This is a genomic window from Pseudoalteromonas sp. 13-15, from assembly GCF_001468205.2.
In the GTDB taxonomy this organism is placed as follows: Bacteria; Pseudomonadota; Gammaproteobacteria; order Enterobacterales; family Alteromonadaceae; genus Pseudoalteromonas; species Pseudoalteromonas marina.
This window is the reverse complement of the sequence record NZ_CP019162.1, coordinates 1,988,485-2,003,897: the sequence shown is the minus strand read 5'-3', so window position 1 is coordinate 2,003,897 and position 15,413 is coordinate 1,988,485. Positions and strand designations below refer to the sequence as shown.

14 protein-coding genes are annotated in these 15,413 nt (G+C 39.4%); 6 read left to right on the top strand and 8 right to left on the bottom strand.

Annotation, left to right across the window (positions count from 1 at the left end):
• The first annotated feature begins 200 nt into the window (after nt 1–200).
• Nucleotides 201–1,385, top strand: a complete 1,185-nt coding sequence (locus tag ATS72_RS09315; protein ID WP_058429684.1) for an NAD(P)/FAD-dependent oxidoreductase — start codon at nt 201–203, stop codon at nt 1,383–1,385.
• A gap of 73 nt (nt 1,386–1,458) precedes the next feature.
• Nucleotides 1,459–2,364 carry a tetratricopeptide repeat protein gene (locus ATS72_RS09310; protein ID WP_058429748.1) on the top strand — a complete coding sequence of 302 codons (906 nt, stop codon included), beginning with the start codon at nt 1,459–1,461 and terminating at the stop codon, nt 2,362–2,364.
• Nucleotides 2,365–2,449: 85 nt separating this feature from the next.
• On the opposite strand, the gene ATS72_RS09305 is transcribed toward ATS72_RS09310, so the two are convergent.
• Nucleotides 2,450–3,376: a manganese-dependent inorganic pyrophosphatase gene (locus ATS72_RS09305; RefSeq protein WP_058429685.1), complete on the bottom strand. Its 927-nt coding sequence runs from the start codon at nt 3,374–3,376 to the stop codon at nt 2,450–2,452.
• A gap of 118 nt (nt 3,377–3,494) precedes the next feature.
• On the opposite strand from ATS72_RS09305, the gene ATS72_RS09300 reads away from it, so the two are divergent.
• Together ATS72_RS09300 and mutM are read left to right on the top strand one after the other, a co-directional pair.
• Entirely contained in the window at nt 3,495–4,010 is a 516-nt protein-coding gene (locus ATS72_RS09300; protein WP_058429686.1) for a hypothetical protein, read from the top strand.
• Nucleotides 4,010–4,819, top strand: a complete 810-nt coding sequence (gene mutM / locus ATS72_RS09295; protein WP_058429687.1) for a bifunctional DNA-formamidopyrimidine glycosylase/DNA-(apurinic or apyrimidinic site) lyase — start codon at nt 4,010–4,012, stop codon at nt 4,817–4,819. The genes ATS72_RS09300 and mutM overlap by 1 nt, the downstream gene beginning before the upstream one ends.
• Before the next feature lie 80 nt (nt 4,820–4,899).
• Here the strand turns inward: mutM and ATS72_RS09290 are convergent, their stop codons facing one another.
• The 7 genes from ATS72_RS09290 to lptD all read right to left on the bottom strand — a co-directional run bounded on the left by ATS72_RS09290 (nt 4,900) and on the right by lptD (nt 13,636).
• Nucleotides 4,900–6,915 (bottom strand): methyl-accepting chemotaxis protein, encoded by a 2,016-nt coding sequence (locus tag ATS72_RS09290; protein WP_010556604.1) that lies wholly within the window; start codon nt 6,913–6,915, stop codon nt 4,900–4,902.
• Between the two features lie 155 nt (nt 6,916–7,070).
• Entirely contained in the window at nt 7,071–7,871 is an 801-nt protein-coding gene (locus ATS72_RS09285) for a symmetrical bis(5'-nucleosyl)-tetraphosphatase (RefSeq protein ID WP_058429688.1), read from the bottom strand.
• Between the two features lie 12 nt (nt 7,872–7,883).
• Complete coding sequence (gene apaG / locus ATS72_RS09280) at nt 7,884–8,273, bottom strand: Co2+/Mg2+ efflux protein ApaG (protein ID WP_006793227.1); 390 nt, start codon at nt 8,271–8,273, stop codon at nt 7,884–7,886.
• Nucleotides 8,257–9,063 carry a 16S rRNA (adenine(1518)-N(6)/adenine(1519)-N(6))-dimethyltransferase RsmA gene (rsmA, locus tag ATS72_RS09275; protein WP_006793226.1) on the bottom strand — a complete coding sequence of 269 codons (807 nt, stop codon included), beginning with the start codon at nt 9,061–9,063 and terminating at the stop codon, nt 8,257–8,259. Before rsmA ends, apaG begins: the two co-directional genes overlap by 17 nt.
• Nucleotides 9,060–10,052, bottom strand: coding sequence for a 4-hydroxythreonine-4-phosphate dehydrogenase PdxA (gene pdxA / locus ATS72_RS09270; protein WP_008131824.1), 993 nt, complete (start codon nt 10,050–10,052; stop codon nt 9,060–9,062). Before pdxA ends, rsmA begins: the two co-directional genes overlap by 4 nt.
• A 2-nt stretch (nt 10,053–10,054) precedes the next feature.
• Entirely contained in the window at nt 10,055–11,350 is a 1,296-nt protein-coding gene (gene surA, locus ATS72_RS09265) for a peptidylprolyl isomerase SurA (protein WP_006793224.1), read from the bottom strand.
• A 39-nt stretch (nt 11,351–11,389) separates the two neighbouring features.
• The gene (gene lptD / locus ATS72_RS09260; protein ID WP_006793223.1) at nt 11,390–13,636 is read right to left on the bottom strand and encodes an LPS assembly protein LptD; all 2,247 of its coding nucleotides are present in this window, start codon (nt 13,634–13,636) and stop codon (nt 11,390–11,392) included.
• A gap of 112 nt (nt 13,637–13,748) precedes the next feature.
• Here lptD and ATS72_RS09255 point away from each other — a divergent pair, with 112 nt between their 5' ends.
• Both ATS72_RS09255 and murU read left to right on the top strand, forming a co-directional pair.
• Nucleotides 13,749–14,750: an aminoglycoside phosphotransferase family protein gene (locus tag ATS72_RS09255; protein ID WP_058429689.1), complete on the top strand. Its 1,002-nt coding sequence runs from the start codon at nt 13,749–13,751 to the stop codon at nt 14,748–14,750.
• The gene (gene murU, locus ATS72_RS09250; RefSeq protein ID WP_008131831.1) at nt 14,747–15,400 is read left to right on the top strand and encodes an N-acetylmuramate alpha-1-phosphate uridylyltransferase MurU; all 654 of its coding nucleotides are present in this window, start codon (nt 14,747–14,749) and stop codon (nt 15,398–15,400) included. Before ATS72_RS09255 ends, murU begins: the two co-directional genes overlap by 4 nt.
• Nucleotides 15,401–15,413: the final 13 nt, after the last annotated feature.

Sequence of the window (15,413 nt, the reverse complement as noted above, 5' to 3'; positions counted from 1 at the left end):
GTTTTAAAGGGGTTTGTCATTGTTTTGTATTTGTCATATAAAATAAAAATGATATAAAGGTACTGCTTTTTAATTTGTATTTTTAATACTTTTAAAAAATAGAAAATATATTTGTTGTGTTATTTGTAATAATGAATTCTGTACATTGCTGGCGATTAAATTTTGCTATAATCGAGCAAATTGTTAAGTGAGATCAATAGATGACCCAGGTAGATGTAATTGTAATTGGCGCGGGAGCGGCTGGATTAATGTGTGCGGCGCAAGCTGGATACCGAGGCCGACGTGTTACAGTGCTAGACATGGGTAAAAAGCCGGGTCGTAAAATTTTAATTAGTGGTGGCGGGCGCTGTAATTTTACAAATGAGAATGCAGCACCGGAAAATTACTTATGCAGCAATCCACATTTTGTTAAATCATGTTTGAGCCGTTATACGCAACATGACTTTATTGAGCTGGTGGACCGCCACGGTTTGGCATACCATCATAAAACGTTAGGCCAGCTGTTTTGTGATAATAGTGCGCAAGATATTGTGAATATACTTCTTACTGAATGCGAGTGGGCAGGTGTAAATATAACCTTGCGCAGTGAAGTGATTAATGTACAAAAAACAGAGTCGGGTTATAGCGTTACCACAGAGCAAGAGACCTTACATTGCGAGTCGTTAGTGGTTGCGTCGGGTGGGCTTACTATGCCCAAGCTTGGTGCTACACCTATTGGTTATAAAATTGCTGAGCAGTTTGGTTTAAACGTACTACCTACTATGGCCGCGCTTGTACCATTTACCCTTCACCAACACGACAAAGAACGCTTTGAAGGATTATCAGGCGTTAGCATACCGTGCGAAGTAACAAGTGAAGACGGCACCACATTTAAAGAAAATATATTATTTACGCACCGTGGTTTATCTGGCCCCGCTATATTACAAATAAGTTCATTTTGGCGTGCAGGGCAGGCTGTTACTATTAATCTACTTCCAGAGCTAGATTTAAAGCAGCAGCTTGCAGACTGGAGAGAAACGCAACCTCAAAAATCACTAAAAAATAGCCTAACGACAATATTGCCAAAACGGTTCATTGAAATATTACATGAAAGCAATGCAATACCTGATTGCAATATTAATCAGCTTACCCATAGTCAAATTGAAGACCTTGCTAACTACATTCATGCGTGGCAAATAAAACCCAACGGAACCGAAGGCTATAGAACTGCAGAAGTAACCCTGGGTGGTGTAAATACAGACGAACTAAGCTCTAAAACATTTGAAGCCAAAAAATCACAAGGCTTGTACTTTATAGGGGAAGTAACCGATGTAACCGGTTGGCTTGGAGGGTATAATTTTCAGTACGCTTGGAGCTGTGGATTTGCAGCCGGGCAATACGCGTAGTTATTTTATCCATTGTTAAATAGAGCACACTCATATTACACTTAAAGCTTATGTGGCTAATATGAGTGTTCTAATGCTGAAGCATGTTTTAATTGTTTTTTTGCTTTTATATGTAAGCATGGGTGCAAAAGCCTCTGAAAACTTAAGTGATCATGAAGTGTTTTGTATGAAAACAGACCAAGATTGCTTAACCTACATTCAATCTCGCCTTTTAAATACACAAAAGAACTCCTCTAATTGGTATAAATTGAAAACTTACGAGTTTGACTATTATTTTGATTATCAAAAATTCGATAATCTTCATAGCGCATTAAGCCCCTTTGTTGACCAAGAAGAATTACCCGGCGCATTTAAAATACAAGTTTATTTTTATTATGCTAAATCGCTTAATTACTTGGGTGATAAGCAACAAGCGAAAGCCTATGCGGCAAAAGCATTTGCTCAACTTGATGAAATTTATAATGTATTTGGTGATCCTTTAAGGCTTGTAGAGCTGGCTAATTTACAGCACATATTTGGCGATAAAAAAAAGGCACTAAGGGTATTGCTTGATGCCGAAAAGCGTTATGCAAAAAGTAGTGATGCTATTTTTCACTTTGAGCTGCACATCAATAAAGGGCACATTTATTACAATTGGCAACAGTACCCTCAAGCGATAGAAAGTAATTTAAAAGCCTACAACGCTATAAAAAGAACAAAACATCATGCTAAAACTGTAATTGCGCTAGGTAACTTAGCTTTTTCATATTTTAAGCATAATGATTTTAATAACGCAGTAAAATATTATAAAACTGCGTTCGACTACATCGAACCGGATAGCATTTACCAAGCAACCTATAGTTTACGTTTAGCGCAATCGTATTGGGAGTTGGGTAATAAAACACAAGCGGCGTTGTGGTTAAATAAAATAGATATAACTAATGTGGAATTCTCAAAAAGCCATGCAAAAATTTATAATGAAATAAAAAGTAAAATCTAATGCTAGTTTGCTCTTTAAATTTAAAAACAAAAAAGCCGATAATGCATATGCAATATCGGCTTTTTAGTGTTATTTATTAAAGCTATTAGGCTTTAGCAAAGGCATCTTGTAGTGGAGGTACTACTTGCTTTTTACGGCTTAATACACCATCTAACCATACTTTATCATTTTCTGGTTTTACGCCGTAAGCCTGCTCAACTAAGTTTGCATCGTCAGATACAATTAGCATTTGTGAGCCTTCTTTCATAATATCGGTAAGCAGTAAAAATACTGAGTGACGATTACCTTCGGCTTTAAGCTTTGCAATATCAGCTTCAAGGTCAGCTTTAATATCGTCAAACACTGCAAGGTCGATTACTTCTAGTTGGCCAATACCTACTAGGTGACCGTTCATGTTGAAATCTTTAAAGTCACGCATAACTAAGTCACGTGCAGGTGTATCTTCTACTGCAGACTTAACGCGGAACATATCCATGCCTAGCTCTTTAAAGTCTTCAACACCCGCAATTTCAGCAAGTGCTTCAACACATTTAATGTCGGCAGTCGTACATGTCGGCGATTTAAATATTACAGTGTCGCTTAAAATGGCACACATCATAATACCTGCGATGTCTTTAGGGATTTCTACGCTGTAAAAATCGTACATCATTTTAATAATGGTATTTGAGCAGCCAACAGGACGGATCCAACATTCAAGCGGAGTAGATGATGTTAAGTCACCTAATTTATGGTGATCTACCACGCCAACAACACGGGCTTGGTCGATATCATCAGGTGCTTGTGTTTTTTCTGTGTGATCGACAATATAAACATCTTCACCCGCGTAGCTTAGTTTAAGCTCAGGTGCTTCGAAGCCAAATTTATCAAGGATAAATTGAGTTTCTGGTGAAACTTCACCAAGACGAGTTGGTATTGCCGGCTCATCAATTTGGTTTTTTAAATAAGCCAGTGCAATTGCACCACAAATAGAATCTGAATCTGGGATTTTATGGCCCACTACATACATAGACATTGACGGAACTCCTTTAAATTTGCCGATATTCTAACAAAGTCTGCGCCCTTTAACATATAGACAGTGCAATTAAGTTTTAGTTACACTTTAAAATATTGAATTTACTAGGTGTATAAATATGCGACTGGGCCGTAAGGGGTGGAATAACGTTATAATCTTCTCGATGCTGATTATGATTTTCTTTTTAAATGGTTGGCATAAGCAGTTTTTAAGTGGTGAACAAGAGCCCACATTGCAAGCGGTGTTACCTACACAAAGCTTTGTTTTAACCCTTAGTTTTGTTGATCAAAAAATTGAGCGTATTGGTACTAGTTGGCGTACAACTGCAATAAAGAAAGATGTGCCTGTTTTTTGGCAACCATCAGAGCAACAACTACAAGAACTTGTTAATATTTGGCAAGGAATACAGTTGCCAGTGGTTAATGAGTCTGTGGTTTTTAACCCAAATGCGCCTTTGTTTGTTGCCACATTTGAATTAGCTGGAGAAAGTTTGCCTTGGGTATATTTACTTTACAAAGTAAATAATCAGTATTATTTACTCGAAAAAAGTACTCAGCGCGTATTTTCACTTGATATAACTACAGCTACACAGTTGTTTCCTAGTTTTGATTTTTCACAAAGTGGGTCTAATTAATGCCTGAATTACCAGAGGTAGAAGTGAGCCGAATGGGCATTACTCCTCACATAAAAAACCAAGTTGTAACCAAGGTTAATATTTATAATGCGAGTATGCGCTGGCCAGTACCTGACGATGTTTACCAGCTAGAGGGGTTAACTGTTACCAATATTGAGCGCCGTGCAAAATATTTATTGCTGCATTGTGAGCTTGGTAGCACTATTTTACATTTAGGTATGTCAGGTAACCTACGGGTTGTAGATAAGAGCGAGCCTTTAAAAAAGCACGACCATGTTGAATTTGTATTTGCTAATGATAAAGCGCTGCGCTTAAACGATCCTCGCCGCTTTGGGTGTTGCTTATGGCAAGAGCCAGGTGAGGTGCATAAGTTACTCTCAAAGCTTGGCCCAGAGCCCTTAACGGATAACTTTTTCGCAAAGCGCGTATACGAGCAGTCACGCAATAAAAAAGTACCTGTAAAACAGTTTATTATGGATAACGCTGTGGTAGTAGGGGTTGGGAATATTTACGCTAACGAGTCATTGTTTAAAGCTGGGATTCATCCAAAGCGCGAAGCGGGGAAGGTGTCACTTAAGCGCTATCAAGCACTTATCCCTATAATAAAAGACACGCTTGCTGCCGCTATAACTCAAGGTGGTACCACGCTTAAAGACTTTGCACAAAGCGATGGTAAGCCGGGTTATTTTGCTCAAGAGCTATTGGTATATGGGCGAAAAGGAAAGCCCTGTTTAACGTGTGATAATGAGCTGGAAGAAATAAGGCTGGGGCAGCGTAGTACTGTTTTTTGTTCACAGTGCCAAAAGTAACTACCTTTACTTTCTAATGCTATAAAGAAAACCCCGTTAACACATGGTGCTAACGGGGTTTTTAGTATATGCAAAGCGTTTTAAACTTTAAACTCGTCTACCGATAAACGCAGCTCTTCGGCTAGTTTTGCTACTTCAGAGCTTGAGATATTAGTTTGGCTTGCGCCTTCAGCTGTTTGTTCTGCAATAGCAACAATTGACTCTAAACGTTCACTAATTTCTTCAGCCACTTGTTGTTGCTCAAGTGCTGCTGTAGATATTTCTTCACTCACGTCATGGGCCTGTGATACCGCAAAGGTGATTGAGTCAAGCGCTGTACTTGCTAAGTCAGTTTGCTCTACACACGATACTGCGCGTTGCTTACCTTTGGTCATTGCTGTTACAGCCGCTTCTGCGCCCGTTTGTAGCGATTCAATCATTGATTGGATCTCTTGTGTCGACTCTTGAGTTTTACTTGCCAATGAGCGTACTTCGTCTGCTACAACGGCAAAGCCACGGCCGTATTCACCTGCACGGGCGGCTTCGATTGCGGCGTTAAGCGCGAGTAAGTTAGTTTGATCTGCAATGCCACGAATAACATCAAGTATGCTGCCAATCGATGCGCTATCTTGGTGAAGCTTATTAATAACTTGAGAGGCATCATCAACCTCGCGAGCTAATTGCTCAATAGTTGATTTGTTATTGTTGGAAATACCTTTAACACGTTCAGCTTCTTTATCTGCGTTTTTAATTTCGCTTAATGCTTGCTGTGCACTATTGCTTACTGTTTGCGATGTGCTGCTCATTTCAGTCGTTGCTGTTGCTGCCTGCTGCACTTGTGCTTGCTGGTTACTAATAGCTTGGCTTGATTCTGCAGTAATGGCTGAGGTTTCTTCTGATGCAGCTGCTAATTGAGTTGAGCGAGAAATAATACCTTTAATTAAGCTGCGTAAACTGTCTATTAAGGTATTACAGCTTTTAGATAGCTCGCCAAATTCGTCTTTAGCGCTGTCATCTAAGCGTTGAGTCATATCGCCACTGGCTACAATGTCTAAAATTCGGTTTACTTCGGCAAGTGGTTTTGTAATACGGCTTACGGTTATATATGCAATGGCGATGGCAAGTAAAGTTGCGATAACCATACCAACCCATGTCCATAAATTTGCTGAGTCTACGTCATTACGAACGCCTTTTTGAAGCTCAAAGGCAACATTACTTGCTTGCGAAACTAACTCGTCAATTTGATTAAGTGCTATTTTTGTTGCGGCTTCTGAGTCGGCTAGCTCTTTTTCAGTGAGCGCAATTGAATCAATTAAACGTTTTTTATTCGCGGCTAAACTGTTATTACCTTTTACGTTACTCTCAAGTGCTTCAACATGCTCTTTGAGGTCATTAAACAAGTCGCTATGGCTTTGCTCAATAGCCGGTTTAATTAGAGCAACAGTGCGTGTTACTTCTTCAAGATAGTAGGTTTGCTCGCTTTTAACGATATCTAATGTGGTTAACGTTTTTACTGTTAACATGTCGGTACTGTTGGTAACCACCGACATAAAGTTATTTTCCAAGTTATTCGCAGCTTGGAAAGCACGAGGGTGGTCTTGTTCAAAACCATCTATATCAATTATGTCTAAAACTACTGAGTTAGCATCTTCTGCGCTAAGCTCAATGGCTTCAATTTGTGCAGTGAGTGTTTTATTTAATGCCAGTTGCTTATTTTTATCTTCGAGTAAGTTTTCAACAATACTTAAAAAGTTTTCATAGGTTTGCTCAACACTTTGACTACTTTTACTTAGTTCAGGGTCGTTTTTAACAACGCTCTGAAGCTGTGCATGGAGTTCGTTGAATGATTTTTTTTGTTCGAATACTCTTTTTTTAATGGGTTCAAGCTCACTTGCGGATGAAGTATAAAAACTTGCTTGTGCTGCCTTACTCATTAATATGAATTCAGCTTGTAGCTCTGAACTTTTGTTTAATGCCGGTAATGATAGCTGGTTCACCTGTTGAGTAGAACGGTCTATATTCGCTATTTTAATTAACGAATTGCCGCCAATAATTAAAAGTAATAGCGTGATAAATATAAAACCACCCCAAATACGTTGGCTCACTGTTAGATTCATATGGATTTCCACTCAAAGATACTTTAATTAAAACTTATCGGCTTTTATTCGGATAAGTTAAGTAATTAAAATCAATTACTTTAATTAATTTTAACTATTAGTTTATAAATCTAACAGATGTATTGGAATTTTTCAGGTTATTTAGGTAAAAAGAGTCATTTTTCTATAAATAGATTTTTTGTTTTAAGTTCCATTAACGTCATCCCGTTACCCCATACACAGCCTGTGTCTAAAGCATGAACATGGTTAACCCCTGTTTTACCCTCAAGTGATGCCCAGTGACCAAAAATAAGCTCATTCTTAAGTATGGCAATGTTAGGGTGCATAAACCAAGGTGTTAACGAATTACTATCTGCTATTGCGCCTTTTGCATTAAGGTCAAGCATATTATTGCGGGTTAAAAAACGCATTCGGGTAAAGTAATTGACTATGTATCTAAATTTTTCATAGTCATTAAGTGTTGTTGACCACTTTTTAGGATGGGGATAGTACATATGCTCAAAAAAGTTTTTTGCATTCTTTGATTGATAGCAATCTTGAGCAAATTGTGCGTGTTGCAATGCCTCTTCAATTGACCAATCAGGGTTTAAGCCTGCATGGGAGATAAAGCAATTATGTGTTTTTAAATATAAAGCGAGTGGTTGGGTTTGTAAAAAAGAGATATAACGCTTAAGTAAGCTGCTTTTAAAAATAGGGGCTAATTTATCTTTTGGGTTAGTCGTCTTATTTAAAAAGTAGCAAGCAATCATGTGTAAGTCATGATTACCCAGTGTGATGGTCATGCTATCTTGATGTTGATAGATGAAATCAAGACAAGCAAGTGAGTCAGGGCCACGGGCAACAATGTCACCCACTAAATATAGGTGATCTTTACTTGGATTAAAATCAACCCGTTGTAACAAGGTGCTGAATTCTTTGAAGCACCCTTGTAAATCACCTATTGCATAATCGGCCATGTAGCGTTTTTACTAATGCAAAATATTAGGGCAAGCTAAACGAAACACATTGATAGGCGCTTCAAACTCTGCACCAAACTCGTTGCGTAGCGTGTAGTGGCCTTGCATTGTACCTACTGGAGTGTCGAGAATAGCACCACTGGTGTATTTGTAACTCTCACCTGGGCCAATTGTTGGGGTTTCGCCAACAACGCCTTCGCCTTCAACTTCAACTTCTTTGCCGTTTGCGTCTGTAATCAACCAATAACGATGCAATAACTTAGCACTACACAAACTATGATTTTTTATTGTTACAGAGTAGGCAAATACGTACTTTTCGATTTCAGGCTGTGATTGACCTTCAACATAAAATGTCTCTACAGACACCTTTACAGGTGATCCAATATTACTGCTCTTTGTCATAAATCCAGTTAGCTATATCAATAAATTGTTGTAAAGATAAACTTTCAGCACGTAATGTAGCGTCAACACCTATGCTTGCCATTTCTTCGGCTGTAAGTAAGTTGCCAAGGCTGTTTCGTAATGTTTTACGGCGTTGATTAAACGCTTCTAAACATACCGTGTTAAGTATTTTTACGCTTTTAGCTGTTCGTTGTTCAGGCTTTTTAGGAATTAAGCGAATAACTGCAGAGTCAACTTTAGGAGCGGGCTTAAAACATTCTGGCGGCACTTCAATTACAGGCATTGCATTACAGTAGTACTGAGTCATTACACTTAAACGACCAAACGTTTTACTACCAGGGCCTGCAACCATGCGTTTTACAACTTCTTTTTGAAGCATAAAGTGCATGTGCTCAATGTTATCGGCAAACTCAAAAAGATGAAATAACAATGGCGTGGAGATGTTGTAAGGTAAGTTACCAAACACTTTTAACTTTTTGTCGTCTTTAACTAAGCTTGCAAAGTCGTATTTCATTGCATCGCCTTGGTTTACCGTTAATTTTGGCCCTAAAAACGGGTGTTCAATTAAGCGTTTTGCAAGGTCTTTATCTAGCTCTACAACTGTTAGGTGTCCGCTAAGTTCAGCCACAGGTTCGGTGATTGCACCTAGGCCTGGGCCTATTTCTACTAAATTATCTTCTGGTTTAGGATCGATTGCTGAAACTATTTTATCGATGATCATTTCATCAAATAAAAAGTTTTGTCCAAAACGTTTACGGGCGCGGTGTCCTAAGTGTACTTTATCGGTCATTGATTCTGTGCTTTTTCATGGGCGAGCTTGATTGCTTCGCGGATCGCTAATTCAAAACTTCCAACATCGGCGGTACCTGTACCAGCTAAATCTAGCGCTGTACCGTGGTCAACTGAAGTGCGAATAAAAGGTAAACCCAGCGTGATATTCACCGATTTACCAAATCCTTTGTATTTTAGCACAGGTAAACCCTGATCGTGATACATAGCAAGTACTGCATCGGCTTCTGAAAGGTATTTATCTTGAAATAATGTATCGGCAGGTAGTGGACCAATTAAATTCATACCCTGGCTTCTTAAAATATCAAGGGTAGGGGTAATTGTGTCTATTTCTTCACGGCCCAAGTGACCATCTTCACCAGCGTGCGGATTTAACCCACAGACTAATATACGTGGCTTTTCAATACCAAACTTAGTTCGTAAGTCGTGATCTAATATAGTGGCAACTTTAGTCAGGCGATCTTCGGTGATTGCACGCGATACATAAGCCAGCGGGATATGTGTTGTCACAAGTGCAACACGAAGCCCTTCTGTGGCTAATAACATGACAACATCTGCGGTGTTTGATTGTTGTGCAAAATATTCTGTGTGGCCACTGAACGAAATGCCGGCTTTATTTATAATCCCTTTGTGAACAGGGCCTGTAACGACAGCGTCAAACGTGCCATCCATGTTTTTTTCGCTTGCGATACGCAAGGTGTCTAACACATATTGGCCATTAGCATCGTTAAGTACGCCTAGCTCTACATCATCACCTAAATTGACTTGATAAATATACACGCTGCCTGCGGGTGTTGCTTTAGCAGGGGCGCTTTCATCAAACTCAATGAGGTTTATAGGTAGACCTAACAGCTTCGCTCGTTCTTTTAATAGTTTGGCATCAGCAAGCACAACAAGTTGTGCGTCCCACGCTTGCTGAGCAAGCGTAATAAGCAAATCTGGACCAATACCGGCAGGTTCACCTGGTGTAATTGCTATTCTTAAGGTCATATTTATTCGTCTGTAGGGAAAATTTCAACATGGGCTTGTTCGCGCATTTCTTGCTGCCAGTTGAAGCTTTCTTCTTTAAATTTACGGTTAAATAGCATGCCATGTGCGCGGTTACGTTTTGCTAACTCAGTTTTATCAGCAACACGTTTGTCGAGTAGCTGTACTATATGCCAACCAAACTGGGTTCTAAAAGGCTCGCTAATCTCGTCTTGTTTGAGCGATAGTAATGTATCTCTAAACGCAGGAACATAGGTAGTTGGATCAGTCCAATCATATTCGCCGCCTTTAAGTGCAGAGCCTGGATCTTCAGAGTATTCTTTGGCGAGCTCGCCAAAATCAGCGTTGCCAGCACGTAAGTCTTTAGCAAAACCAGCAAGCATATTACGTGCTTTTTCTTCGCTTAGAATAATTGAAGGTTCAATAAGTATGTGGCGTGAGCGCACTTCTGTTGTTTCAACTACTTGTAGGCCACGCACATCTTGAACTTTAATAATATGAAAGCCAGCACCTGAGCGAAGTGGGCCTACGATAGCATCTTTCTTTTTACTCTTTACAGCTTCAGCGAAAAGAGAAGGCATCTCATTTATACCCATCCAACCTAATTGACCGCCTTCAAGTGCTTTTGAGCCGCTTGATGATGAAATTGCAATGCGTTTAAATTCTTGGCCGTCGTTAAGTAATTCAATAACTTTATCAGCACGGGTTTTAGCCGCTGATATTTCATCTGCTGTTGCTTCGTTAGGAATATCGATCAGGATGTGGCCAATATCATACTCTTCCGCACTTTGACCTTGGCTAGCCATTATTTTTAATAAATTATCGACTTCTTGCTCACTAATATAAATGCGGCGGTCAACGTTTGCGCGGGTAACTTGTTGTGTTGTGATCTCTTTACGTATTTCTTCACGGTATGCTTGAAAGCTATCGCCAGATGCCTCAACCGTACGTCGTAAATCGCTAATTGTACCGCCTTGCTCTTTTGCAATGTTAGCAAGCGTTTGATCTAACTGGCTGTCAGAAATTTGTAAACCCATGCGCTCAGCCATTTGCATCATCAGTGCTTGGCTAACTAAACGCTCCATGGCTTGCACACGTAAAGTTTCGTCTTTAGGTAATTGTTGACCTTGTTCTTGGGCTTGCTTTTTTACGCGATCAACAATGGAGTTTACTTCGCTTTGTAAAATAACACCTTGGTTTACAATGCCAACAACTTTGTCAATTTCTACTGGTTCAGCAAATGCATTTTGGCACAGGCTGATACTTAAAACGGTTGATACTAATAATTTTTTTAAAGTCATGTTCTATTTACTACTCTTGCTAATAGTACGTTTGTGATACTAGTTATTAAGAAAATACGGTCTACGATAGCCAAAAATACCTTGTTGTAATAGTTTTTGTGCATCATAGCGGCTTTTACTTCCCAGTCCTTTTAGTACAAAATTAAAACTAATACCTGAATCAAAGGTGGCTTGCTCTGTACCTATTGACTGATTTAAATCAGTTTCGATTTGGCGGTGACCAGTAATTTGAAACGCCCAACAGCACGATTCATACTGCAACCCACTTAATATTTCGACACTTCGGTTGTTTTCAAGGTCGCGATGATAGCTTGCAATAAACTGCCATTCGTCACTTATTGGAATACTTGTAAACACACCTGTTTGCTCGATTGTATTTCCTGAGACATCATTTGCATAGCGATGGTTCAATTGCACTAGCTGATTATTATCACCTTTGTAATCTAAAGTGGCATTTGATTGAATCATTTGTTTGCTATCAGTGTTGTACTGTATACCCGCAGAAAAATACCAACGACGATGCCAATGTACCATGGTTTGCGCTGCAAATAATGCATTGTAATTGGTATCTGAGTTTAAGCTTTGCTCGGTTGGCTTGGCATCATCAGATAAATAAAATATTTGTCCGGCACTAAAGTTAAAAATCTCTTCTTGTTTTTTATCAAATAAGCGCGTTGTTGCACCGAGCGTAAACTGGTTTGCAGCGGCTATTCTATCAACACCAGAAAAGCGTGTGTCTCTAAATAAGCCGTAATAATCGTCTTGTAATTTGGTTGTATCGTATAAACCAATATCAGACTGATCCTTATTAGGCGTATATAAATACTGTATTTGCGGCTCTAGTGTTTGAATACCGTCTTGGACAAGGTAGGACGTATCGCGCTCAAAATTAAGCTGTGAATATAAACGTACTTTTGGCAAAGTACGCGATACGCTTTGCTTAAACTGTGTGCCAGATAGGTCACCTTGTTGATCGTAATTTGTTTGTAATAAGCTTACTTCAGATAAAAATGACCATGCGTATTGGTCGTAATCAAACCGTGCTTTTGGCTCAATATGAACTCGAGTTGCTTGATCTATAATTGCAGAGCTGTTGGTAAAATGGCTCAATTCACCAGACACGCTAAAATCAAAATGATCAAATTTCCATGGTGCTGTTTGTGTGAAATTAATTTGTGGGATAGCAGTGTACGACTCTAAGTGATCACCCAGTACCTCAAAGTTTTGAACTTTTATATCGGTCCGCCATGTGTCTCCTAAATGAGTCAGTACGCCGGTACGATAAAGTTGGGTGTCGGTTTTACTCGCATAACTTGATTCTAAATCAGTAATGTAGTTATCGTCGCTTACATTGGTAACGTCAACACTTGCTCGCCAATTTTCGTTTAAGTAACTTTTTTGCTGCCAATGAAACATGTAGCGCTCACCAAGCGCTGGCTCTGAGTCGTCTTTGTTTAGGTATTCTATACCCACTAGGCCTTCATGTTGCTTGGTTAAATATCTAAGCTCTGTTTTTAGTTGCAAACCCTTGTTAGCCATATAACGCGGCGTGATGGTGGCATCTAAGTTAGGCGCAATATTCCAATAATAAGGAGTAATGGTTTCTAAGCCATACTTGTCTGAGCTTGAGATACTAGGCGTGAGTAATCCCGATTTACGGCGCTCGTCTAATGGAAAAGTAAAATAAGGTAAATACAAAACAGGGGTATTTAAAATTCGAAGTATGGCGTTGTGAGTTTCACCCCAACCTTCTTCGCGAGATAAATTAATCTCGTCGGCTTCAATTTCCCAAGCTGGGGTTTCACCCGGACAAGCAGTAAAGCTTGCATTCATCAGTACTAAGCCAGAATCATTTATAGTGAGCTTTTCAGCACCGCCTTTACCTTGTTGTTCTGTTAGCTTGTAATCAGCACCTAACAGGCTAATTTCTGAATTATTTAAATCGGCATTTAACCCTGAGCTATTTACGTTACTAACAGCATCGCGATATACAATAGGACCTGTGGCATTAAGTAAACCACGTTGCTTGTCTATCAATGCAGTTTGTGCGGACAAACTCATATTAACGGTGTTAATATCAACATTGCCGGTAAATTCGGCGCTTTGAGTACCAAGGAGTTCTACATCATCAGCTTTAATGTCAACATTACCGAGTTTTACGCCAGGTAGCGGTTGCCAAGCTCTGGTTTGCATTGAAGTGCCACAAAGTTTGTGTGTCAGTTCAGTTTCGGCAAGCGATGGTGCGCTAACTACGCTTAGCATCAAAATGCCCCAGGTTTTGCTCATTTATTGACCCTAATACTGTGTGTATAAATATAATTTACACATAATAAAGGAAAATAATGGCAAATACAGTAATTGACCTAATTAACTTAGTTAAAAATAGATATCTTATAAAATGACACGCTTTGATAATTTACAACACTTCATAACGACCCACTTTGGCAAACAGCCAGATACACTTGAGGCGATAACCGGAGATGCCAGTTTTAGGCGGTATTTTCGCTTAACAATTAACAATCAGCACTTTATTGTAATGGACTCCGATCCACAAAAGGTCAATAACGCACCGTACTTATCTTTGAATCAAGTTTTTACTGACCAGGGTTTTTTGTTACCGCATATTATTAAAAGTGATGAACAACAAGGCTTTTTTATTTTAACTGATTTAGGCAGCACACACTTAGCTGACATGCTTAATGATGCAAATAGAACCGACTACTACACACAGTTAATAAGTTTATCAGCCAAGTGGGCAAAAACGCCTGAGGCTTCAGATATGCAGGCCTATGGTAAAGACTTTATAGCGCTTGAATTATCGATATTTAGCCAATGGTTGGTAAAAGATTTTATTGCTGAAAGCGTTGATACAAACCAACTTAAAATGTGGGAGTCGAGCTGTGATCTACTCACTCAAACCATGCTTGAACAACCCACGGTAACAGTTCATCGCGACTTCCACAGCCGTAATATTATGCACAGCGATTCTCAGTGGGCAATAATTGATTACCAAGACACCGTACGCGGGCCACTTTGTTACGATTTAGTTTCGTTGTTACGCGATTGCTATTTTAAGCTCCCTAATAATGAACTCGCTCAGCTATTAGCATTTGGATATAACGAGTTTAAACGCGAAGGCTTAGTCAGTAATACTTCGTTTGAAGAATTTAAAGTTTGGTTTGACTTAACCGGTTTACAGCGTCATTTAAAAGCCGCCGGTATATTCTGTCGCCTGTATTTGCGTGACGGTAAGACAGGTTATTTAGCTAATATTTTACCTACCCTTGAATATATTGTAGATGTTGCTGAACGCTATCCTGAACTCAATGCACTCAGTGACTGGGTTAAAAATACGATAGTACCAAAAGTGACTAAAAGATTAGAGCAGGTAAATTTATGAAAGCCATGATTTTAGCCGCAGGGCGTGGGCAGCGCATGATGCCGCTCACTCAAGCTATGCCTAAACCTATGCTTAAAGTGCAAAATAAACCACTCATAGAGCACCATGTTAATAACTTGAAGGCCGCTGGCATTACCGACATAGTGATAAACCTTGCATGGCAGGGTGATAAAATTAAAGCGTACTTTAAAGATGGCAGTCAATTTGGTGTAAATATTGTTTATAGCCAAGAAGTTGAAGGCGGCCTTGAAACCGCGGGTGGTATTATTCAGGCACTTCCTTTATTGGGAGAGTCGTTTATTGTGATAAATGGCGATGTATTTACCGATTACGATGTAAGCTCGCTTATGCAATTACATTTACAACCAGGTGAGGCACATTTGGTGCTTATTGAAAATCCCCCACATAATCTTGATGGGGATTTTACATTGAGCCATTTATCGCCAGATAGTCAAAAATATACGTTTTCGGGTATTAGTCGTTATCAGGCTGACTTTTTTAATGGTTTAGAGCCGGGCATTCGTCCGCTTGGGCCGTTATTGCGAGAAAAACTAAGTAAGCATTTAGTGTCTACCGAGCTTTATATTGGTAATTGGGATGACATAGGCACACCAGCGCGTTTAACGGCATTAAATGAGCGCTTGGCTTAAGCCGACACATAAT

Bases quoted from the DNA above. Each gene is read 5' to 3' on its own strand.
- lptD (WP_006793223.1), bottom strand. From the start codon at position 13,636: ATGAGCAAAACCTGGGGCATTTTGATGCTAAGCGTAGTTAGCGCACCA.
- murU (WP_008131831.1), top strand. From the start codon at position 14,747: ATGAAAGCCATGATTTTAGCCGCAGGGCGTGGGCAGCGCATGATGCCG.
- ATS72_RS09290 (WP_010556604.1), bottom strand. From the start codon at position 6,915: ATGAATCTAACAGTGAGCCAACGTATTTGGGGTGGTTTTATATTTATC.
- mutM (WP_058429687.1), top strand. From the start codon at position 4,010: ATGCCTGAATTACCAGAGGTAGAAGTGAGCCGAATGGGCATTACTCCT.
- ATS72_RS09255 (WP_058429689.1), top strand. From the start codon at position 13,749: ATGACACGCTTTGATAATTTACAACACTTCATAACGACCCACTTTGGC.
- ATS72_RS09285 (WP_058429688.1), bottom strand. From the start codon at position 7,871: ATGGCCGATTATGCAATAGGTGATTTACAAGGGTGCTTCAAAGAATTC.
- rsmA (WP_006793226.1), bottom strand. From the start codon at position 9,063: ATGACCGATAAAGTACACTTAGGACACCGCGCCCGTAAACGTTTTGGA.
- pdxA (WP_008131824.1), bottom strand. From the start codon at position 10,052: ATGACCTTAAGAATAGCAATTACACCAGGTGAACCTGCCGGTATTGGT.
- apaG (WP_006793227.1), bottom strand. From the start codon at position 8,273: ATGACAAAGAGCAGTAATATTGGATCACCTGTAAAGGTGTCTGTAGAG.
- ATS72_RS09300 (WP_058429686.1), top strand. From the start codon at position 3,495: ATGCGACTGGGCCGTAAGGGGTGGAATAACGTTATAATCTTCTCGATG.
- ATS72_RS09305 (WP_058429685.1), bottom strand. From the start codon at position 3,376: ATGTCTATGTATGTAGTGGGCCATAAAATCCCAGATTCAGATTCTATT.
- surA (WP_006793224.1), bottom strand. From the start codon at position 11,350: ATGACTTTAAAAAAATTATTAGTATCAACCGTTTTAAGTATCAGCCTG.
- ATS72_RS09315 (WP_058429684.1), top strand. From the start codon at position 201: ATGACCCAGGTAGATGTAATTGTAATTGGCGCGGGAGCGGCTGGATTA.
- ATS72_RS09310 (WP_058429748.1), top strand. From the start codon at position 1,459: ATGCTGAAGCATGTTTTAATTGTTTTTTTGCTTTTATATGTAAGCATG.